This window comes from Flavobacterium tagetis (genome assembly GCF_016735615.1).
GTDB lineage: Bacteria > Bacteroidota > Bacteroidia > Flavobacteriales > Flavobacteriaceae > Flavobacterium > Flavobacterium tagetis.
Genome location: NZ_JAERSF010000001.1, coordinates 558,419 through 579,689 on the forward strand (window position 1 = coordinate 558,419; position 21,271 = coordinate 579,689).

At 34.2% G+C, this 21,271-nt stretch carries 15 protein-coding genes; 6 read left to right on the top strand and 9 right to left on the bottom strand.

The annotated features are described in order from the left end of the window. Nucleotides 1-8: 8 nt before the first annotated feature. Genes gldD through mutY form a run of 4 tightly spaced genes read right to left on the bottom strand, consistent with a single transcriptional unit; the run spans nt 9 to nt 3,413 of the window. The gene (gene gldD, locus JI750_RS02475) at nt 9-569 is read right to left on the bottom strand and encodes a gliding motility lipoprotein GldD (RefSeq protein WP_201998748.1); all 561 of its coding nucleotides are present in this window, start codon (nt 567-569) and stop codon (nt 9-11) included. Continuing rightward, entirely contained in the window at nt 562-1,866 is a 1,305-nt protein-coding gene (locus JI750_RS02480; protein ID WP_201998750.1) for a gliding motility-associated protein GldE, read from the bottom strand. Before JI750_RS02480 ends, gldD begins: the two co-directional genes overlap by 8 nt. A 26-nt stretch (nt 1,867-1,892) precedes the next feature. Further along, the gene (locus JI750_RS02485) at nt 1,893-2,330 is read right to left on the bottom strand and encodes a single-stranded DNA-binding protein (protein WP_095928033.1); all 438 of its coding nucleotides are present in this window, start codon (nt 2,328-2,330) and stop codon (nt 1,893-1,895) included. Between the two features lie 36 nt (nt 2,331-2,366). Next, nucleotides 2,367-3,413, bottom strand: a complete 1,047-nt coding sequence (gene mutY / locus JI750_RS02490) for an A/G-specific adenine glycosylase (RefSeq protein WP_201998752.1) — start codon at nt 3,411-3,413, stop codon at nt 2,367-2,369. Between the two features lie 140 nt (nt 3,414-3,553). Between mutY and JI750_RS02495 the strand changes: the two genes are divergently transcribed. From JI750_RS02495 to JI750_RS02505, 3 genes are all read left to right on the top strand, one after another. After that, a complete protein-coding gene (locus JI750_RS02495; RefSeq protein ID WP_007805026.1) occupies nt 3,554-3,844 on the top strand; it encodes an HU family DNA-binding protein in 291 nt (96 codons plus the stop codon). A gap of 376 nt (nt 3,845-4,220) precedes the next feature. Beyond that, on the top strand, nt 4,221-5,765 hold the full coding sequence (locus JI750_RS02500; RefSeq protein ID WP_066032867.1) for an Rne/Rng family ribonuclease: 1,545 nt from the start codon (nt 4,221-4,223) through the stop codon (nt 5,763-5,765). A 146-nt stretch (nt 5,766-5,911) separates the two neighbouring features. After that, nucleotides 5,912-6,715: a hypothetical protein gene (locus JI750_RS02505; RefSeq protein ID WP_236672958.1), complete on the top strand. Its 804-nt coding sequence runs from the start codon at nt 5,912-5,914 to the stop codon at nt 6,713-6,715. An 8-nt stretch (nt 6,716-6,723) separates the two neighbouring features. On the opposite strand, the gene pbpC is transcribed toward JI750_RS02505, so the two are convergent. From pbpC to JI750_RS02525, 4 genes are all read right to left on the bottom strand, one after another. Next, nucleotides 6,724-9,099 (bottom strand): penicillin-binding protein 1C, encoded by a 2,376-nt coding sequence (pbpC, locus tag JI750_RS02510; RefSeq protein ID WP_201998754.1) that lies wholly within the window; start codon nt 9,097-9,099, stop codon nt 6,724-6,726. Between the two features lie 131 nt (nt 9,100-9,230). Next, complete coding sequence (locus JI750_RS02515; RefSeq protein ID WP_201998755.1) at nt 9,231-14,918, bottom strand: alpha-2-macroglobulin family protein; 5,688 nt, start codon at nt 14,916-14,918, stop codon at nt 9,231-9,233. Between the two features lie 176 nt (nt 14,919-15,094). Continuing rightward, complete coding sequence (locus tag JI750_RS02520; protein WP_201998756.1) at nt 15,095-15,727, bottom strand: hypothetical protein; 633 nt, start codon at nt 15,725-15,727, stop codon at nt 15,095-15,097. Between the two features lie 10 nt (nt 15,728-15,737). Next, on the bottom strand, nt 15,738-16,181 hold the full coding sequence (locus JI750_RS02525) for a nucleoside deaminase (RefSeq protein WP_111367845.1): 444 nt from the start codon (nt 16,179-16,181) through the stop codon (nt 15,738-15,740). 61 nt (nt 16,182-16,242) lie between these two features. Between JI750_RS02525 and JI750_RS02530 the strand changes: the two genes are divergently transcribed. Genes JI750_RS02530 through JI750_RS02540 form a run of 3 tightly spaced genes read left to right on the top strand, consistent with a single transcriptional unit; the run spans nt 16,243 to nt 19,741 of the window. Beyond that, complete coding sequence (locus JI750_RS02530; protein WP_201998757.1) at nt 16,243-16,866, top strand: hypothetical protein; 624 nt, start codon at nt 16,243-16,245, stop codon at nt 16,864-16,866. Nucleotides 16,867-16,918: 52 nt separating this feature from the next. Beyond that, complete coding sequence (locus JI750_RS02535; protein WP_201998758.1) at nt 16,919-18,706, top strand: 1-deoxy-D-xylulose-5-phosphate synthase; 1,788 nt, start codon at nt 16,919-16,921, stop codon at nt 18,704-18,706. Nucleotides 18,707-18,739: 33 nt separating this feature from the next. After that, nucleotides 18,740-19,741: a DUF3078 domain-containing protein gene (locus JI750_RS02540; protein ID WP_201998759.1), complete on the top strand. Its 1,002-nt coding sequence runs from the start codon at nt 18,740-18,742 to the stop codon at nt 19,739-19,741. Between the two features lie 77 nt (nt 19,742-19,818). Here JI750_RS02540 and JI750_RS02545 read toward each other — a convergent pair whose 3' ends face one another. Next, complete coding sequence (locus JI750_RS02545) at nt 19,819-21,165, bottom strand: deoxyguanosinetriphosphate triphosphohydrolase (RefSeq protein WP_201998760.1); 1,347 nt, start codon at nt 21,163-21,165, stop codon at nt 19,819-19,821. Nucleotides 21,166-21,271: the final 106 nt, after the last annotated feature.

Sequence of the window (21,271 nt, forward strand, 5' to 3'; positions counted from 1 at the left end):
TTTTATTTTTATTTCCATTTCAATGTTTCCATCAAACGCTGCATATCGTTTTTAACATAACTTGCGGCAGGCATAATCGAATCAAAATTTGGTTTTGCATAAAAGTACATCGAGCCAATTAAAAAGTGCTTTGTACTGTCTGTAACATAAAACTGAGAGTTTGTAGCTGCGTTTCCGTCTACTTGATAAAACATTCCATAAACCTTTTTTTCTGGATTTAAATACGGTTGTTCTAAAATATCATCAGCTTTAATAACGTGCTCATAAGTTAGTTTTTGAGCATCGCGTAGTAATTTATCAATATTGCCATTTACAGGCTTGTAAGTTAAATAAATAGTTGCTTTCATTTTAGGATATGTGATCGCAAAACCACATTCTTTTTCTCCTTTTATAATAGCATCTTCATTCATTTGAAAAGTGAACGGACAAGTATTTTCAAAATTCACATATTTTGCTTCTGGATAATCTAATCGCAGGTAACTGGCTGGTTTAGGCAGAACATCATTTTTACAGCTTATAACCGTAAGCGCAAGCAAAATTGCTGTTATTGAAAGTATTTTATTAAGCATTTTTATTTATAGTTACTTTTATTTGTTTTACACGCTTTTTATCTACTGTTTCTACAGTGAAAATACAGTTTTCAAAAGGCACTTTTTGATCTTTTTTAGGAAAATTGCCCAAAATCTCCAGAATAAATCCAGCCAATGTTTCGGCTTCTCCCTTATGAGATTCAAAAACATCTTCGTCAACATCTACAATTCTGTAGAAATCTTTCAGGTTTATTTTTCCTTCAAAAAGAAAATTATTTTCATCTATTTGCGAGAAATTCAGATTTTCATCATCAAATTCATCACTAATATCACCCACAATTTCCTCGATAACATCTTCTAAAGAAACCAATCCAGAAGTTCCGCCATATTCATCAACTACGATTGCTAAGTGACTTTTTAAGCTCTGAAAATCCTTCAATAGATTATCCAATTTTTTATTCTCAGGAACAAAGAACGCTTCTCTGATCAAAGAAGTCCAATCAAATTCTTCTTTATCAATATGAGGCAATAAATCTTTTACGAAAAGCACGCCTTCAATCTGATCAATATTATCTCGATAAACTGGAATTCTAGAAAAACCTGTTTCAATTATCTTAGGATAAATTTCTGCGAATGTTTCTGATATTTCCAATGCAAAAATATCAATTCTCGGACTCATTACCTGCTTTGTATCGGTATTTCCGAAAGAAACAATTCCTTCAAGGATTTTCTGTTCTTCTGTTGAAGTTCCTTCCGAATCCGTAAGTTCCAATGCCTGAGAAAGTTGATTGACAGAAAAATTACTTTTTTGTTTTCCTAATTTATTCTGAAAATATATGGTAACGGCACGCATTGGCAAACTAATCGGCGAAAGCACTTTATCTAAAAATGCCAGCGGATAAGCTACACGTTTAGCAAATCGAATACTATTTCTACTCGCATAAACTTTAGGAAGCACTTCGCCAAATAATAAAATCAGGAAAGTAACCAGAATTACTTCGAGCGTAAATTTGAAAGCTGGCGAACCTACATTGGCAAAAATACTCTGCCCAATATAGCCAAACAGAATTACTACGCCAATATTAAAGAAGTTATTTGCAACCAATAAAGTTGCTAAAAGCTTTTTAGGCTTATCTAATAAATTTGAAATAATTTTTCCTTTTGCAGGGTTATCGTTTAAAGAATTGTCGATATCTTGCTGTGATAAAGAAAAAAGGGCAACTTCAGCACCAGAAACAATTGCTGAAAGAAATAACAAAATAAATATTCCGACGAAACCAATAATTAAATTAGCGTCAAGATTGGTAGAAAAAAGTAAACTGGGCTCTGGGTCCAAATTGTATAAAATTAGTTAAACATCTCTTAAAAGGGCAGATCATTAATCGGAAGCCCTTCAGGAGCATCAAAGTTAGTGTTTTTTGCCGACTCTGTATCCTGGTTTTGTTTAGTATATGCAGTTTCTTTTTTCGTTGTCAGGAAAGTAAACTCCGTAACCTGAATTTCGGTCGTATATTTTGTAGTTCCATCCTCTGTTTGCCACTGACGAGATTTTATTCTTCCTTCGACATAAATTTTGTCTCCTTTAGAAAGATATTTTTCGCAAATCTCAGCGGCTTTATTACGCACAACCAAATTATGCCATTCTGTAGAAGTAATCTTTTCATTGGTCGTTTTATTGATATACACCTCATTGGTAGCCAGCTGAAAACGTCCGATGCAGTTTCCTCCATCAAAATAATGCATCTTTACATCATCGCCTAAATGGCCAATAAGCATCACTTTATTTAATGTTCCGTTCATAGTTTTTGGTGGTATTTCTACCAAAGATACATTTTTTTAGCAATTTATTTCTTGCTTTTCTATAAAATTATATATCGCAATAGGAAAAGGAAAAGTTTTTAATTTTTGGAAATCTATTCCGTTTTCAATTTCCTCTTGCACCTTAATTTTCCAAAATTGGATATGCAGATGTTGATGCGAAAGCTTATGAACAATGGTCGATTCACTGCAATCTTCTATACTTATAATAGTGTATTCTGAAAAAATTTCTTCTTTTGCTCTTTTGGAAACTTCATCAAAACCAACAATTGATTGGGTTTCTAACAACGGAAACTCATACAAATTATGCCAGATTCCTTTTTGGGTTCTTTTTTGTATTAAGGTGTTTCCTAAAACATCTTCCAAAATCAAATAATTAAAGTAACGATTGGTTACTTTAAGTTTTTTAGATTTAACGGGAAGCATATTCACTTTTCCTTTTTGCAATGCAGCGCAACTTTCGTTAAAAACACAAACAGAACAATCGGAACTTTTAGGAACACATTGCATCGCCCCAAACTCCATTATAGCTTGATTAAAAAGGGCCGGATTATCTTTTGGCATTAATTCTTGCGCCAAAGCCGTAAATTCTTTTTTGGTTGCTGGAAGCGCAATATCAGATTCAATATCAAAATAACGAGATAGTACCCGAAATACATTTCCATCAACCACAGGAACCAATTCATTATAAGAAAAAGAAGCAATTGCCGCCGCTGTGTATTCACCAACTCCTTTGAGTTTTAGAAGTTCTTTATAAGAATCAGGAAAAACTCCATTTAAATCATTACTTATATATTGAGCCGTTTTATGAAGATTTCGGGCACGAGAATAATATCCTAAACCCTGCCAAAGTTTCAAAACTTTCTCTTCTGAAGCATCTGCTAAATCTTTTACTGTAGGAAATTCTTTAGTAAACGAAAAAAAATATGGCATTCCTTGCGCAACTCGTGTCTGCTGAAGCATAATTTCTGAGAGCCAAATATGGTACGGATTGACCGTTTTTCGCCACGGCAAATCACGCTTGTTCTGTAAATACCATTTTATCAATATGTTATGAAAATCCATTGCAAAATCCTTAGATTGCAAAAGTAAATGTTTATGTAATTAAAATTTAACGAATTAGCTTGATTAATTATTTTTTTAATTCCTATATTTGCAAACTCAAAAAAATAGTACACCATTTATAAAATAAAATAGGAAAGAAAATGACGAAAGCAGATATCGTAGCGAAGATTTCAGAGAAACTAGGTCTTGAAAAAGGAGACGTTCAAGCAACAGTAGAAACTTTTATGGAAGAAGTTAAGACTTCTTTAGAAACTGGAGACAATGTATACCTTAGAGGTTTCGGTAGTTTTATCGTTAAAACTAGAGCTGAAAAAACTGGAAGAAACATTTCTAAAAACACTACTATTAAAATTCCAGCACACAACATTCCTGCGTTTAAACCTGCAAAAGTTTTTGTAGAAGGGGTTAAAACAAACAACGAAGCAAAATAATATTAATTAACATAAATCGACACAATATGCCAAGTGGTAAAAAAAGAAAGAGACATAAGGTAGCTACTCACAAACGTAAAAAAAGAGCGAGAGCTAACCGCCACAAAAAGAAAAAGTAGTTTTAAACTACTTTTTTCTTTTTAAACGTTCATTGAAATTGAAAATTAGTACTCAGTCATCAGTTTTTAGTGCTCAGTCCACTGATTACTTAGAACTGCGAACTGCCAGCTAGTTTTCACCGGGTTAATACCTGTTAAAAATATTGTTTAATCCATCCTTGTAGAAGTTGATGGTTTTTGTTTTTTGGTTTTGGTTTTCTTTACCAACAACTATCAACAAACAACCTACAACCAATTCACGGATAAAAATTTACAGTGTGAATAAAGAATTAATCATTAGATCTAGTTCTGATGCAGTAGATTTTGCCTTATTAAAAGATGGAAAACTAATTGAATTACACAAAGAGGAAGAAAAAAGCAACTTTCAGGTTGGTGATATTTTTATTGCCAAAATCAGAAAACCAGTTGCTGGACTTAATGCTGCTTTTGTAAATGTAGGTTTCGAAAAAGATGCCTTTTTACATTATCACGATTTGGGTCCAAATCTAGCTTCTCAGCTGAAATTCATAAAACTTGTAAGCGCAGGTAAATTAAAAGATTTCTCCCTAAAAACCTTTCAGTTTGAGAAAGAGATTGACAAAGATGGCATCATTACTGATATTTTAAGTGCCAATCAATCTGTCTTAGTTCAAGTAGTTAAAGAACCTATATCTACCAAAGGCCCAAGAATAAGTGCTGAGCTTTCTCTTGCCGGAAGATTTATTGTTCTAGTTCCTTTTTCTGATCGTGTTTCTATTTCTCAAAAAATAGAAGACAAAAAAGAAAAGGATCGTCTAAAAAAACTTGTTCTATCGATCAAACCTAAAGGATTTGGTGTTATTGTTCGTACAGTAGCAGAAGGCAAAAACGTAGCCGAATTAGAAAAAGATTTGCAGAACCTGCTTGGCAGATGGTCTGCAATGTGTAAAAAATTACCAACTGCTCATCATCCATCAAAAGTATTAGGAGAGCTAAATAGAGCTTCTTCAATATTAAGAGATGTTTTTAACGATACCTTTAGTGGTATTCAAATAGATGATGAAGAGTTGTACCATCAAACGAAGGAATATCTGCAAGAAATTGCTCCTTCAAAACAATCGATTGTTAAGTTTTATCAATCAAATGACACTCCGATTTTTGAGAAATACAATATAGAGAGACAAATCAAAACTTCATTTGGCCGAACTGTTTCCATGAGTAAAGGTGCTTATCTTATCATAGAACATACCGAAGCTCTTCACGTTATAGACGTAAATAGCGGAAACCGTTCTAATAAAGCGACCAACCAAGAAGACACAGCCATGGAAGTAAATATGATTGCCGCTGCAGAAATCGCAAGACAATTACGTCTGCGTGATATGGGCGGAATTATCGTAGTTGATTTTATCGATATGTCTAATCCAGAAAACAGGAAAGTTTTGTTCGACTTCTTGCGAGAAGAAATGAGCGACGATAAAGCAAAACATAAAATATTACCGCCGAGTAAATTTGGTTTAGTCCAAATTACAAGACAGCGCGTAAGACCAGAAGTGAATATCAAAACCAGAGAGGAAGATCCTAACAAACATAATGGTGAAATTGAAGCTCCAATTTTAATCATTGATAAGATCACCGCTGATTTAGAAAGACTTTTAAAAACCCACAACAAGGTTGTGCTTAATACACACCCGTTTGTGGCTGCATACCTCAGCAAAGGTTTTCCATCATTACGTTCAAAATGGTTTTTTGAACATAAGAAATGGGTGAAAATCATACCTCGTGACGCTTACACGTATTTAGAATACCATTTCTACGACAAAAAAGGAAATGTTATTACAGAATAAATCAAAAACCGCCTTTCGTGAGATTGGCGGTTTTTTTGTGCTTTTTTATAACATCTTTTATGTCTTATACTAACACAAAAAAAGCTTATGCGTTTACAAAATATTTATTTTTAAAGTAAGTTTATATAATCTTTAAAAGATAATAAATGAAAATTGTTACTACTTATAGTTTTGAGAAAAAAAAATATACCATTTACCCTCTCATAACAATCCTTTTTTTGCTTTCTTCGAAAGTGACTGCGCAAAACGACACTATCTTTTTTGATAAACAATGGAAAATATCTACCAAAGAAGTCGCTTTTTATTACAGAATTAAGCCTTTAAAAATAAAAACAAAAGATGCTGTAGGATATAAAATAAAGAATACTGACTCTCTTTTTACAATTAAAGACTACTATTTAAATAGTAATAAAATACAATTTCAAGGCTATTCTAAAGATTACAATGGTGACTATTTAGTCGGGAAAGCAAAATGGTATAATGAAAACGACGACACAATTGAAACGAGAGAATTTAACTATAGAAAAAACAATGCTACACCAAGATTTAGGATTCCAGATTGGCCTATACTTTATTTAAATTATTCAATTGCCAACAAAAGTCTTTTAACTGCAGGTATGGAATTTTGTTTAGATTGCCATACTGACAACAAACTCTTCATAGGTGCTGGATACGGAATTACAAACAGCTACAATGACAAATACTATGGTTTTCCAGATCTTCATTTATCATTTAATACAGAATATTTTCTATTTTTAAAAGCCGGGAGTTCTACTAAAAATGCATATGCAATGGGAGGCGTAACCTTTTTAAACATGATAGATTTAGGCTTAGGTTATTCACTTCCATATAACAAAGAAAAAATTCCAACTTATCAGGGATTTACCACTTCAATTACGTTCCGATTTACAAACAATAAAAATGTATATAGCAAATTCAAAATCATGTAATACATTCATTATTCCTTGACAATTTCAATTTTTCTTCTGATTTCATTTCCAGAAGCATCTACCACTGTTATGTAATGTATTCCTGTTGTTGGCGTAATAGGCAGTTCATGAAAAGTTTTTGTTGTTGCTGTATAAACATCATCAACATACCAAAATAATTCTTTATCCCTTTCAGAATAAGCTACTTTTAAAATTACGGGCTGCACATTGCTATTAAAATCCTTTGTTAAGTAGATTTTACTGTTAGCTTTCGGATAAATAAAATCCATTGTAATGGTTTGCGCTCCTTCGCAACCTTCCTTGAATGGCGGCAAAGGCAAATACTCTATATGCTGGCTTTTGTAATACCACGCCATGACAGGAGGCAATACAAACCAGTTTTTAGTAACAATATTTTCAACACTTTCGCAACTGCTGTTTACCTGAAACTGCTCAGTTTTATCTAAATGAATCGTTCTGTGATACGGACAAACTTTAGTCGATTTTCCTTTTTTAGTAACCCATTGCTTAATTTTCGGACAATTGTCTTTTGCCAAATAACCACTTAATCTGCAAACCTCAACTTCGGCTAAATCATTATATGGCGTATCAAACCATTTTTGCCTCGGCAGCAAATTAAAAACATCGAACAAAATTGGCGCCGCACTGGTAACTCCTGTTAAAGTTGGTCTTCCTTCTCCAGTTGCATTTCCAACCCAAATTCCGACTACATATCTTGAATTGCTTCCTATTGCCCAAGCATCACGATTCCCGAAACTAGTTCCTGTTTTCCAAGCAATTTTAAGCGAGCTATCATAAAACTTCCATGCTTCATCTCCTTCAGGCCTGTTAACCTCTTCCATAGCGTTATATGTCAACCAAATTGATCCTGCACCTAAAATATTCTTCTGGTCGGTTTCTGAGCCAAAATCGGGCTTAAAATCATTTTTATAATTGAGTTCGATAAATTCGTTAGTTCGATACTTACTCTTATTTTTAGTGTAATAATTAACCGTAGAAGAAAGATTGGAGTATGTTCGACATAAATCCCACAAATTACTTTCAGCTCCTCCTAAAATCAACGATAAACCATAATGATCTGGGGTTTTATTTATGTTCTTTAATTTGAATTTCTGCAGTTCTTCATAAAACTTATTTACAGTAAATTCCTGCAACATCAAAACCGCAGGGATATTCAACGAACGTGACAAAGCGCGATGTGCAGGTACAGCTCCGTCAAAAGTCAAATTAAAGTTTTGAGGAGTATATCCAGAAATCTGTGTTGGAATGTCAGCAACTAAAGTATTCGGCAACAATTCGCCATCATCTAGCATTGCACCATACAAAAGTGGTTTTAAGATACTTCCTGTACTTCTTGGCGCGTCGATAATATCAACGTCTTTTTGATGATCTTTATCTGTTGGAGAATTTCCCACATAACTAATCACGTTTCTACTCTGAACATCAATTACCAAAATCGCCAAATTATGCACTTCGTTCTGTTTGTACTGATTGTAATAATATCTCGCAATTTGATTGACCCGATTTTGCAAAACATAATCAATCGTAGTTTTTACTCGTGTTCCTTCTTCGTTTTTTGCTACTCTCTGCAATAAATGTGGTGCAATTTGAGGCAAATCATACGGTTTTTGAGGCAGAGGTTCTTCTATTGAAAGCTCATAGGTCTGTTTATCAATAATGCCTTCCTGATGTAATTTCAATAAAAGTCGGTTTCGTTTATTTAATAGCTTTATTTGATTTTTTCCCGGATAAATTAAACTTGGCGCATTGGGCAAAACAGCTAAAACTGCATTTTCAGCCCATGATAATTGATTGGACTGAACGCCAAAATAACGCCATGAAGCCATTTCCAATCCCACAACGTTCCCACCAAATGGAGCGTGCGCTGCGTACATTTCCAGAATTTCATTTTTAGAATAGCCTAACTCCAATCTTGTAGCGAGAATAATTTCTATTATTTTTTCGAAATAGGTTCTGTTTTTTCCTTTTCGGGAAAGTCTGATTACTTGTTGCGTCAGCGTACTTCCGCCTCTGACCACTTTTCCTGCTTTTCTATTTTGCTTAAAAGCATTTATCATTGCACCTGGATTAAAACCAGGATGTTTATAAAAATATTCGTCTTCAAAATAAACAATGCATTTCTTGAATTTATCAGGTACGCTGTCCTGCGCAGGAAAACGCCATTGTCCGTCTCGGGCAATTTTTGCTCCGAGAAGTTCTCCTTCTTTGCTTTCTATAACTGTAGAATACGGCTCTTTGAATAAAGTTCGAGGTATCGAAAAATAGTAAATCAGCAAGAGCAGAAATGCAATTGCTGATTTTATTTTGTTTCTTTTTATCCAGTTTAGAATGCGTTGGAAAAACGCTTTTAATTTATTTTTCAATGCCTATTTTTTTTAACCGCAAAGGCGCTAAGTTATCGCAAAGGTCACAAAGTTCTTTTTTGCTCGCAGATTCAGCAGATTTAGCAGATTTTTATTTTTATCTGCTTGATCTCCAAAATCTGCGGGAGACTTTATTTAACAACTTCAACCCAGAAACCTTTTGTTCTTGCCAAGAATGTATTATCATACATTGCTTCACATTGCAATCCAGGCAAATAATAATTTCCTAAATAAGATGCATTTAGCAGAATTCTGAAAACTTTGGTTTCTCTGGCTTTCATTCCGAAATAGAAATTTGTTCTGTCATCACGGATATCAATATAATCGGCAATGTTGTTTACGGCATCTCCATAATCTGTGAAACGAGTATTTACGATTTCGAATCCAGAAGGCAGAATTTGCGATAATGCAACATTTTGAACGCTTTCTCCTCTTTGATTTTTAATTGTAACCTCAGCAACAAATTCAGTTCCCTGATTGATTCTCGAAACATTGATTACACTTCCTTTTCTGTTTTTGAAAACTATAGAAGCCGTAACATCGCTTTGAACCGCATTTTCTTGTCCGATTGGCAATATTCCTGTATTCAATACACGAACATAAACCGTATTGGCTTTATTGTTTTTCAACATAATGCTATTTGTTCCAGAAGCGACAGACAAACTACGATCTGCAACCGATTTACCTGTGTTTATTGTTTCTCCTTTTCCGTTTTTACTAAATTGAATATTGATTCCTTTTGAACCATTACTTACTGCAAATTTCGACATTGCATATAGGCAGTAAGCCGTTGTTTGTGTACTCATCCATTGGTTAGCCGACATTTCTTTGGCTAATTTCGTTGCCGTTACAAATGCTTTTTGTTTTTGGTCTAAAAGAAGCATTGTTTCAAGAGCCATTGCTCTATTTCTTTCGCTAGAACCATAATAGTAATAACTGTATTCATCTGAACTTCCATCAATGCTGGTTTTCAAGAATAAACTTTGTCCAGCCGATTTTTGTCCTGCCAAAACATAAGCCGCGGCCAAACGAAGCATACTTTCATTCGAAATACCTTTTGTTTCACGCAATCTGTTCATTGATGATAAATCGGCATTTCCTGCTAATGCTAAAGTATATAAACGATATGCCTGCGCTAAGTCATTTCCGTATTTAGGTTCAAAACGCCATTGTTTTGCTTCTTTCTGCTGATAACCTAACCATTTAGATTTGAAATTAATCGGTAAAACATATCCTTTTTTCTCTGCTTCAATCAAGAAATGTCCAGCATAAGAAGTTCCCCAATCGTCTGCAATTGCATTTCCTTGCCAATAAGGCATTCCGCCGTTTGATAATTGGAAATTACCCAATCTTGCAATTCCAGCAGCAATATTTTTCTGAATCAGATCTTTTCGTTTCGCATCAATATCAGCCACATCTCCCAAATACAATTGAGGGAAAACTGACGAAGTAGTTTGCTCTACACATCCATGAGGATACTGAATCAAGAATTGCAACCTTCCATTCAAATTCATTGATGGCATTGATGAAACTTCCAATCTTGCTTTATTACTTCCTGCAATTCCAAAGGTTTTCCATGAAATTGTTTTAGTACTATTTGGCGTTAAAACAACATCTGTAAAAGTACTCGTAACTGGATTCGGATTTGTCATATCGATTTCAACATCATAAGTTGATTTCTCGCTTCCAGATGTCGCAATAACCTGAACTTTTGCAATTCCAGTTGCAGAACCGACAACTAAATTAAAATACGCCATTTTTTCATCTGGTTGCGCAAAATTCAGTTTCTGAACGGCACTTCCAGCAACTTTCAATCCGTTGCTTGTTTTTACCTGAATTGTAACGTTTTTAATTTTATTTTCAGTCGCAAAAACCGTTACAGGCAATGTCACTTTTTCTGATGGTGAAATTTTTCTAGGTAACGAAGCCAATACCATCAGTGGACTCTTAACCTGCGTTGCTTTTTCAACACTTCCGTAAGCACTTGTATTTGCGTCTCCAGCCACAACCATCGTTCGAACTGAACCAATATATTTCGGCAGTTTTAATTGGTGCGATTTTGTTTCTCCTTTCCCTAATTTAAATGGTCCGTAGTATAACACAACAGGTTTAAAACGGTTTGCTTTTTTAGCTTTTCCTCCACCTAAATCCTGGTCACCACCAATACTGAAAATCTGGTTTATTTTTCCGCCATAAGCGCCAATTACATCATCATAAATATCCCAAGTTTTCACTCCTAAAGCTTCACGAACGTAGAAACTATCCCATGCATTTGGAGTTTTAAAACGAGTTAAATCTAGAAGACCTTCATCTACAACAGCAATTGTATAAGTCATTTCTTTACCTGATTTTTCGCCTACTTTAACTGTAAAAGGCTGTTCTGGCCTAAGAACATCTGGCATGTTTAACGTTGGAGCTAAAATCGTGTTTTTATCAACTACTTCAATCGGAACGATTCCGTACATACGAATCGGCGAATCATTTTTGGTCGAAGCGTGAGGCTGTAATAACGTGATATTGAAATACACATTTGGTGCCATTGCTCCTGTAATCGGAACCTCAACTTTTGTTTCACCTTTTTTAGTTTCGGCCCAAATCGTCTGCACTACTCTTGATCCGTTTTCTACTGAAATTAAAGCTCTTCCGCCTTCGCTTGAAGGGAAAGAAATTTGTGCTTTTTCTCCAACCGCATAATTCTTTTTATCCGTAGAAAAAACTAACATATTAGCTGTAGAAGCATCTCTGTTTCGTGTTTTTCCAGACCAGATTGGCCAGTCGATATTTACGGTTAAAGATGTTGCATGACCATCTTGCTGATCGGCAACACGAATTAAATAACGTCCCCATTCTTCGTCTGTCAAGGCAAACTGGAAACTTCCTTTTCCACTTGAATCAGTATTGATTACAAAGGTTTTGTATGAAGTCGTTGCATTTGATGAGTTGTAATTTGATAAATTATCGCTTGATGAATCCCACCACCATCTCCAGTCTACTTTGTAAACTCGTACTTCGAGATTACGAACTGATTTTGGTCTTCCGTTTTCATCAACCGTTACCACATCAAAACGATTGTTTGTTCTCGTTTCAAGCATGCTGTATTTGTTCAGTTCTGGCGTTTTGAGTCCAACATAGGTTTTGTACGGAGAATAAGTCGTTGACATAACATCTGTACTAAAATCTCCACCTTCTTCATATACTTTTGTGATGAATGAAGCGCGCAACATTCCCGGTGCCTGACCTTGTAATCTTGGCTGAATATTTACTGAAGCTTTTCCGCTTTCATTCAATTTTCCTGAGAAAATATTAATTTCTTCTGTACTAAATTGACGGGCCAAATCATCAAAAGTATATTTTTCATAACCTTTAAAAGTAGTTGCCTGCTGAGAGAATTTCACCTGCATTTCTACATTCAAATTCTTAGCAATTGCGCCATGTAGCCAAGTTACTTCCAGATTATCTGTATTTGGATAAGAAGCTGAAAGTGTTTTTCTGCTAAAGGTATTTTTGATTTTTAAACGATTCGGTTTAATCGTTTCAATCTTAATGCTCTTATAGAATTTAGCCCCACCAACACTTACCATAGCTTCCCAATTTCCTGTTGGCGCATCTTGGTTTGTTGGCACGGTAAAAGCGTAATGGTTTAAATCGTTTGTTTTCTGAACTGTCTGATAAACCGTTTTACCATTCGGATCATTTAATCTGAATTTAATTGGATGCGATTTTGGAAGTTTATTTGCCGCATCATTCAAAATAAATGACAGGTACAAATTATCTCCAGGGCGCCAGACACCTCTTTCTCCGTAAATAAATCCTTTTAAACCTTTTTGTAAAGTTTCTCCCGCAACATCAAAATTACTGACAGACAAGGAAAGTCCGTCGTCTAATTTCACGTAAGTCGATTGATCACCTAAAGTTACAATTGCGAAATAAGCAAATTTATCCAATTGGAAAGACGCAATACCTTCACTGCTTGTTGCTTCTGTTGCTATTTTTTGCTGTTGGAAATTATACAAATCTACTCTTGCATTTGAAACAGGCTCGGTTGTAACGATATTGTTTACGGCAAATAAGTATGATTTGTTCTCGCCTCTTTTAGCAATAACTCCTAAATCTGATGCTAAAATATTAGTAGTAATTCTAGCATTGTAAAAATAAGAACCTGTACATGGATCCTGACTTTCTCTCCAATCATAATCATCATAATAGTAATAATCGTCGTAAGAGTTTCCACTGTAGTTTACTTCATTTTCATCAACTTCTTCTTCCTCAGCCTCATCTTCGCTATTATCTGATGTTTCGCATTTATAAAGCGAGTATTTCTTTTTATAAACAAATTCAACTCTATAAATCGCTCCAGGTTCTGGCTTGATAATTTTAGATAAATCTAAAGCATACGTATTCCATTTTGCCAGATTTACGAGCGTGCTTTCCCTTAAATTAAGCGTCGTTTTGGCAATTGGCTGCGCTACTTTCTTGAGATTTTGTCCGCCATTTAATTCATTGTATTGCAAAAACTGCAGAATATTGTTCTTATAGATTTTATAAACCTTTACATCGACTGCACTTAAATTTACGGCTTCGAAATTCAATTTTAAATTATTTGAGCTTGGCAGAATTGTTCCGTTTTTAATAAAACGAACATTAGGTTTTACTTGATCAAAAGAAATTTTTTCATTGTAATTATTTTCTAGTTTTTTACCATATTGACTTTCAATTCCTTGAAAAACTTCTAACAATAATTCTCCCGTTATAACTTGTTCAGGTTCTTCGTCTGGCACTAACTCAACAGCTTCTTCTGCAACTGCGGCAGCTGAATCAACTACAACTGCGGCTGAATCAACCGCAACAGCTGCCGAATCTACAGCAACCGCAGCTGGTTCTGCTACAGCTACAGCTATTGGTTCTTCTTTTTTAGGCGCATTTTGATTCGTAAAATATACTTTAAGTAAATTCCCTTGTGTAGAAAATTTCAGGTTATTGGTATTTTGAATCGAAACCAATCCAGCAAAATCCTGACCTTTTTCTAAAGGTTCTGAGAAATTAATTAAAACCTGCTGATTGTTTCCATCTGGAATTTCAACTTTTATAACTTTAAATTCGTTGATGCTTGTAATCGGAAAATCGATTTGTCCCTTCTGATCGATGTCGAAATCATTTCCGTCATATATAATTTCTAAATTCGAAGCTTCTGATTGACGTTGAATACTGTCAATTATAAAACGAAATTCTTTTGCAGGTCCGTTTGTTTTCTCAAATTTAATTTTAAGATTATTTCCGTTATGTTTAGCTTCAACCAGCTTTTGAGCAGTTTCCAAATCAATATTATCTGCTGTTTTTAAAACACAGTTTAAATATTGATATTCTTTACTGTACGATTGAATATCCCCAGTATTTATAGTAAAATCCTGTTTTACCGTTTTGACTGTAAAATTGAATTTAGACAGTTCTTTTTCTTTCTCTTTCGGAATGGCCGTCAGCTTATCTAAGTTTAAAGTAACCTGATATTCTGTTCCCATTTTAAGTTTTTTCTCCGGAATAAAAGCTAAAGTATTTGTTGAAAGTGCAATAACTTTTCCGTGAACACTTGGCGAAATATCGAACAAATCATCATCTAATTCCTGATTCGGTTTCCAGTCATTTTTATCGAAAGCCAAAACCACACGAATATCAGAATCTGCAGAAACTATTCCGCCTGTAAAACTGGTAATGTAATCTTTGAATAATGAAAAATCGGAATTGAAATCTGCAGCTGATTTGCGTCCGCAGGATTGGAAAATAAAAAACACAAAAAATACGAGAAATAGTCCTTTTGCTTTCACTTTTATCTAGAGTTAATCGGTTAATAAACTAAATAATTTATGCGAAATTTCATCAGAAGCCATAACAGCAAAATCGCAATTAAATTATTATAAAAGTAAAATATTTCCTGAATTCTTTAAGAAGAAAATTCTCTAATAATGATTATTTAACTTTTGTTGAAGTTTTATCATTACTCTCAGAGCTCAGAACCTAATTTTGACAACACTTTATCCATTTCAAGAAAGTGTTCTTCGGTATTTGAGGAATAATGCATTTGATTGCCGTTTATGACAACAATTATATCGTCCGAATGATTTCCATAGAATTTTATCCCTTCAACCCATTGGCTGAAAAAGACTCCTTTATTTGAAAAATTCTGAGTAATGAAATCTAATTCATTTGGTTCGATTTCATAAAATGTATCACAAGTAAAATCTAATGCAAAACTTGCTTGTAAATACGCCATTGCAGTGAAAAAATCTGTCAAAGTTCCTGTTTCCAGATTCCATTCTTTTTCATCATAACTCATGTAAACTGGAGGATTAGATTTTGACAAATCATCTTTGTGAATTCCCCATGCACATGCCTTTTGATTTTCAGAATAAAATATCAAATAATCATCGTTTCTATAATATTGAAAACGTTCTGGAACAATCAACAAATCCTGTGTATGATTTAAGTTTTGATTCTTACCTAACTCAGCATAATAATCAACGAAAACATTAGGAAGCTGTCCGAAGATATCTTTTACAATTTGAATTTCATCGTTTGTAAAACCATTTGGCTCTGCAATATGAAATAACTTTTTTATCACTGAAAAATCTGTCATGCCATTTAGTTTACTTACGTCTTTCAAGAAAAAAACGTTTCATTAAATCGGCAGCTTCGTTTGCCATTACACCAGAAACAACAGTTGTTTTAGGATGCAGTTTTGTTCCCATATTTAAGAATCCACGTTGTTCATCTCTTGCTCCAAAAACGATTTTAGAAATCTGGCTCCAATACAAAGCTCCTGCGCACATTTGACAAGGTTCTAAAGTCACATAAAGCGTACAGTCTTTCAAATATTTTCCGCCAAGGAAGTTTGCGGCTGCAGTTATGGATTGCATCTCAGCATGTGCCGTTACATCATTTAGCAACTCAGTCAAATTGTGACTTCTAGCAATAACTTTATCAGCCACAACAATTACAGCTCCAACAGGGATTTCGCCTTTTGAGTAGGCTTCTTCTGCTTCCTGCAAAGCTTTTTTCATGAAATATTCGTCAGTAAAAGGATTTTCCATAGATGCAAAAATAGGATTTTAGAACTTATTTTTTATTACTTTTAAATCGTGATATTAGAATATGGAGAGAAAACATAAAATAACTGCTCAGACAAACTACAAATTGCTTTTGCCAATACTGTCTGCGGTTATTACTTTTTTCAGTTGCCAAAACAAAGAAGATAAACAACAGAAAGTTATTGAAGTTGTCAAAGATACTTTGACAGCAAAACCAAATGTTTTAGATACAACTGCAATTAGCACTAAAAAATTAGATCAAGCACCCGATTTATCAAAAGCAGAGCAAACTGAATTAAAACAAGCGACACCAATAGCAACTAAAGAAGTTGATAAAAACAAATCTTCAAAATCCGATAAAGTAAAAAAAGATGATTTGCAACCCACTCTAAAACCCCTTTCAAATACAAATGCTGAATTTCCTGGTGGAATAGAACAATTTCATAACTTTTTTATGAAAGAATATAAAAAACCAGAAGATGTAAGTTATTGGAAACTGAATTTCACTCTCGCATTTGCCGTAGAAAAAAATGGTGCTGTCTCTTTTCTTGAATGTTCGCCAGCAGTTGAAGAACCACTGCAAAAAGAAATTATCAGAGTTTTAAGTTTATGTCCGAAATGGCAACCGGGCGAATCGAATGGAAAAAAAGTTAGAATGCAATATTCTGTACCTATTTTATTGAAGTAAGACTCCACGGAAAAATTAAATTTAAAACCGTAAATTTGCTTTTTACCATACAATGAAAAGCGATTTACTTTCCAACATATACAATCCTGCCGATTTGCGTCTTTTAAAAGAAGAACAGCTTGCTCAAGTTGCTCAAGAACTTCGTCAGTTTATTATTGATATCGTTTCTGTAAAAGAAGGGCATTTGGGAGCCAGCTTAGGCGTTGTAGAGCTTACAATTGCTTTGCATTATGTTTTTAATACTCCTGATGATTTACTGGTTTGGGATGTTGGACACCAAGCTTACGGGCATAAAATACTGACCGAAAGAAGAGAAAGTTTTGATACCAACAGACAGATTGGAGGTATCTCTGGTTTCCCGAAAAGAAGCGAAAGCGTTTATGATACTTTTGGCGTTGGACATTCTTCTACTTCCATTTCTGCAGCACTCGGAATGGCAATTGCTTCTAAACTAAAAGGTGATTTTGACAAAGAACATATTGCTGTAATCGGCGATGCTTCAATTGCAAGCGGAATGGCGTTTGAAGGACTTAATCACGCTGGAGTTACAGATGCTAATATTTTGGTTATTCTAAACGATAATGCGATTGGAATTGATCCTAGTGTTGGCGCTTTAAAACAATATCTAACTTCAGTTAAGAACGGGAAAAATCCTCGACAAAATAATATTATTAAATCTTTGAATTTTGATTATTCAGGGCCAATAGACGGTCATGATCTTCCTAAATTAATCAAAGAATTAAATCGTCTTAAAAAGATAAAAGGCCCTAAATTCCTTCACATTGTAACTACAAAAGGAAAAGGATTGCAGCAGGCCGAAGAAAATCAGGTGAAATATCATGCACCTGGAAAATTTGATGCTTCAACTGGAGAAATTCATTTAAAATCAGAAGAAAATCTTCCTCCAAAATATCAGGATGTTTTTGGTTTAACCATTTTAGATTTAGCCAAAAAGAATGAAAAAATAATCGGAATTACACCTGCAATGCCGTCTGGAAGTTCATTAAAATTTATGATGGACGAATTACCAGATCGCGCTTTTGATGTTGGAATTGCAGAACAGCATGCTGTAACGCTTGCTGCGGGAATGGCCACTCAAGGAATGATTGTTTACTGCAATATTTATTCGACTTTTTTGCAGCGTGCTTACGATCAGGTAATTCATGATGTGGCGCTGCAAAATTTACCTGTAATCTTTTGTTTGGATCGCGCAGGATTAGTTGGCGAAGATGGTGCAACGCATCATGGAGTTTTTGACATTGCATATTTGCGTTCGATTCCGAATATGATAATCTATGCTCCTTTAAACGAAATTGAACTGCAAAACATTTTGTATACGGTTCAATTAGGAATAGATCATCCTATCGCAATTCGATATCCAAGAGGTCGCGGAGTCTTGCCAAATTGGGAAGTAGAAAATTTCGGACATTACGAAAAAATAAATTGGGGCGAGGCAAAATATCTAAAAGATGGTACGAAAGTTGCTGTGCTATCGGCCGGAACAATTGGAAATAATGTTATAGAAGCACTAAAAGAATCAACCAATTCTGAAGAGATTGCGCACTATAACTTTAGCTTTATTAAACCACTAGACTACAGCATATTAAATGCTGTTTTTTCAACTTTTGAAAAGATTATTACTATCGAAGACGGAGTTAAAAACGGCGGTTTTGGAAGCGCAGTTTTAGAGTTTGCAGCATCAAATAATTTCAAGAATTCTATTGAAATATTAGGTGTTCCAGATGAATTTATCGAGCATGGAACAGTTAATCAACTGCAACAATTGTGTAAAATTGACGTTAAAAGTTTAATAAATCTTTTTTCTAACGGTTCAAAATAATTATTTTGCGACACCAAAAAAAAAAATTACCTAATGAAATTATTGCGTTCTACCCTTTTGCTATTATTGCTTTTGTGTACTTCTAATAACTTTGCCCAGATTATACAAACAACTTTAAGCCCGAATCAAGCACTTAAACCGCCTTCTAACTGGTCAGAAAAAAACCAACTTGGTTTTGACCTTTCACAAATTGCTTTTGTCAACTGGAGTGCAGGGGGAACAAGTTCTATCTCAGGATTGTTTAAAGGAGAATTTTCTAGAACTTATATGAAAGGGAATCATAAATGGTTTAATGAACTTATTATGAAATATGGTCTAAATAAACAAGAAGATATTGAAACGAGAAAAACTGATGATGCGATTCAGTTCAACTCTACTTATGGTTTTAGAAAAGACACCGCTTCAAATTGGTACTATTCAGCAAAGTTTAACTTCAATACGCAGTTTACCAACGGTTACAATTATCCTAATCGCGACGTTCCTATTTCTAGACCATTTGCACCTGCATATGTATTTTTAGGAGCTGGAGCCGAGAATTCAAATAAGGAAAAGAACAGAACATTTTATTTCTCACCAATTACATTAAAAACCACATTAGTATTAGATCAAAATTTAGCAAATCAAGGTTCTTTTGGTGTTAAAAAAGCCGTTTATGCGCCAGATCCACTAGATCCTACACAACAGATATTAATTGAAGAAGGTCAAAAGGTAAAAACCGAATTTGGTATACTTTTAACGGCTTACTCGAAAAACGAAATTTATAAAAATGTTTTTTATGAAAACAGACTAAGCTTATACACAGATTATTTAAATCGATTTGGAAATGTGGACATTGATTATGACACACGTTTAGACTTGGTTGTAAATGCTTATGTTAAAGCGAATGTTGGTGTTCATCTAATTTACGATGATGATATTAAAAATAAAGTAGATGTTATAGATCCGACCACAGGAGCAAAAAGCCAAGTTACAGAAGGACCAAAAATGCAACTAAGACAAGTTCTTGGAGTTGGTCTGGTTTACGCTTTCAAATAAAATACAGCAATAAAAAATGCCTCTTTCAATTTGATAAGAGGCATTTTTTTATGTCTTTTATTTCAAACAAAAACTGTTTATCGCTTTTTCTGTCCCTGAATTGTTTCATACAATTCAAGAGCGTTTCCGTCTGTCAAAAGCGAAACGTAGTGGCAGATATGCAATAAACGTTCGTATAAATTAGTTTTGTCTAAATGATGTTTTTCTGGCAACATTTTTAAAATCAATTTATCATAGTTTGAAGCTGTTCCTTCATATTTATTATTGAATGCTGTAATAAACTTATCCAGTAATGTTTGAATGATTTGATAGCCTACAATTTCTTTTTCTATGACTTCTCGGCTTTGGTAGATTTTATCAACACTTAATTTGATAATATCATTCATTTGTGCTTTGTATTTGCTTTTGTCTGTTAAAGCATATGGAAAGTTACCTGCCAAAATTGCTTCTTCATTTTCAACAAAAACATTTACAGCATCATTAATTAATGTGCCAATTGCTAATGCCCTCAAATAACTGATACGATCTTCTTTTGTAGTTAACGACTTGTATTTAGAAACTCCAATATTGTCTTTTACCAGATTAATCAAGTATTCTAAAGCAAAATCTTCAGAAACCAAACCTAAATTGATTCCGTCTTCAAAGTCGATAATTGTGTAGCAAATATCATCTGCAGCTTCAACTAAATACGCTAAAGGGTGTCTTTCGAAACCAATATCATCTCCAGATTTATTGGCAATCATGCCCATATCTTTGGCTACTTCTTCAAAAAATAATTTATCAGATTGAAAGAATCCATATTTTTTATCGGCGATATTATTTGTTGGTTTCTTAGGAAGGCTTTCTTTTGGATATTTCATAAACGCTCCCAAAGTTGCATACGAAATACGAAGCCCGCCTTCAATTCCTGGACGGCTTGCCGTAAGAACTGAAAATCCGTTAGCATTTCCTTCAAAATCAATTAAATCTTGCCATTGTTTATCTGTAAGCTGGTTTCTGTATTTCTGCCCGTTTCCGATAGAAAAATATTCTCCAATTGCTTTTTCACCAGAATGCCCAAAAGGCGGATTTCCGATATCATGAGCTAAAGAAGCGGCAGCTACAATTGCACCGAAATCATTCATATGGTAACCGTGTATTTCTTTCAGATAAGGATATTTCTCTATAATTTTTTTTCCAACCAAACGCCCAAGCGAACGCCCGACAACTGAAACTTCCAAACTATGCGTTAAACGCGTATGTACGAAATCGGTTTTAGAAAGCGGAATAACCTGTGTTTTATCTTGTAAACTTCTAAAAGCAGATGAGAATATAATTCGGTCATAATCTACCTCAAATCCTAAACGAGTATCATCTTGTTCTACACGTAATCTTTTGCTTGTATCTCCCTGACGTTTTAATGATAAAAGTTGCTCCCAGTTCATTGTTGAATTTTAGATTTTAGATTGATGATTTTAGATTAATCATCTGGACTCCAAAAATACGTTTTATTTAGGATTTCATTCAACAAAATATACTATTTAAAAGACA

What these genes read in the sequence shown, in the direction of transcription:
- gldD (WP_201998748.1), bottom strand. Translation starts at nt 569, where the DNA reads ATGCTTAATAAAATACTTTCAATAACAGCAATTTTGCTTGCGCTTACG.
- JI750_RS02485 (WP_095928033.1), bottom strand. Translation starts at nt 2,330, where the DNA reads ATGAACGGAACATTAAATAAAGTGATGCTTATTGGCCATTTAGGCGAT.
- mutY (WP_201998752.1), bottom strand. Translation starts at nt 3,413, where the DNA reads ATGGATTTTCATAACATATTGATAAAATGGTATTTACAGAACAAGCGT.
- JI750_RS02495 (WP_007805026.1), top strand. Translation starts at nt 3,554, where the DNA reads ATGACGAAAGCAGATATCGTAGCGAAGATTTCAGAGAAACTAGGTCTT.
- JI750_RS02505 (WP_236672958.1), top strand. Translation starts at nt 5,912, where the DNA reads ATGAAAATTGTTACTACTTATAGTTTTGAGAAAAAAAAATATACCATT.
- JI750_RS02520 (WP_201998756.1), bottom strand. Translation starts at nt 15,727, where the DNA reads ATGACAGATTTTTCAGTGATAAAAAAGTTATTTCATATTGCAGAGCCA.
- JI750_RS02525 (WP_111367845.1), bottom strand. Translation starts at nt 16,181, where the DNA reads ATGGAAAATCCTTTTACTGACGAATATTTCATGAAAAAAGCTTTGCAG.
- JI750_RS02530 (WP_201998757.1), top strand. Translation starts at nt 16,243, where the DNA reads ATGGAGAGAAAACATAAAATAACTGCTCAGACAAACTACAAATTGCTT.
- JI750_RS02535 (WP_201998758.1), top strand. Translation starts at nt 16,919, where the DNA reads ATGAAAAGCGATTTACTTTCCAACATATACAATCCTGCCGATTTGCGT.
- JI750_RS02540 (WP_201998759.1), top strand. Translation starts at nt 18,740, where the DNA reads ATGAAATTATTGCGTTCTACCCTTTTGCTATTATTGCTTTTGTGTACT.
- JI750_RS02545 (WP_201998760.1), bottom strand. Translation starts at nt 21,165, where the DNA reads ATGAACTGGGAGCAACTTTTATCATTAAAACGTCAGGGAGATACAAGC.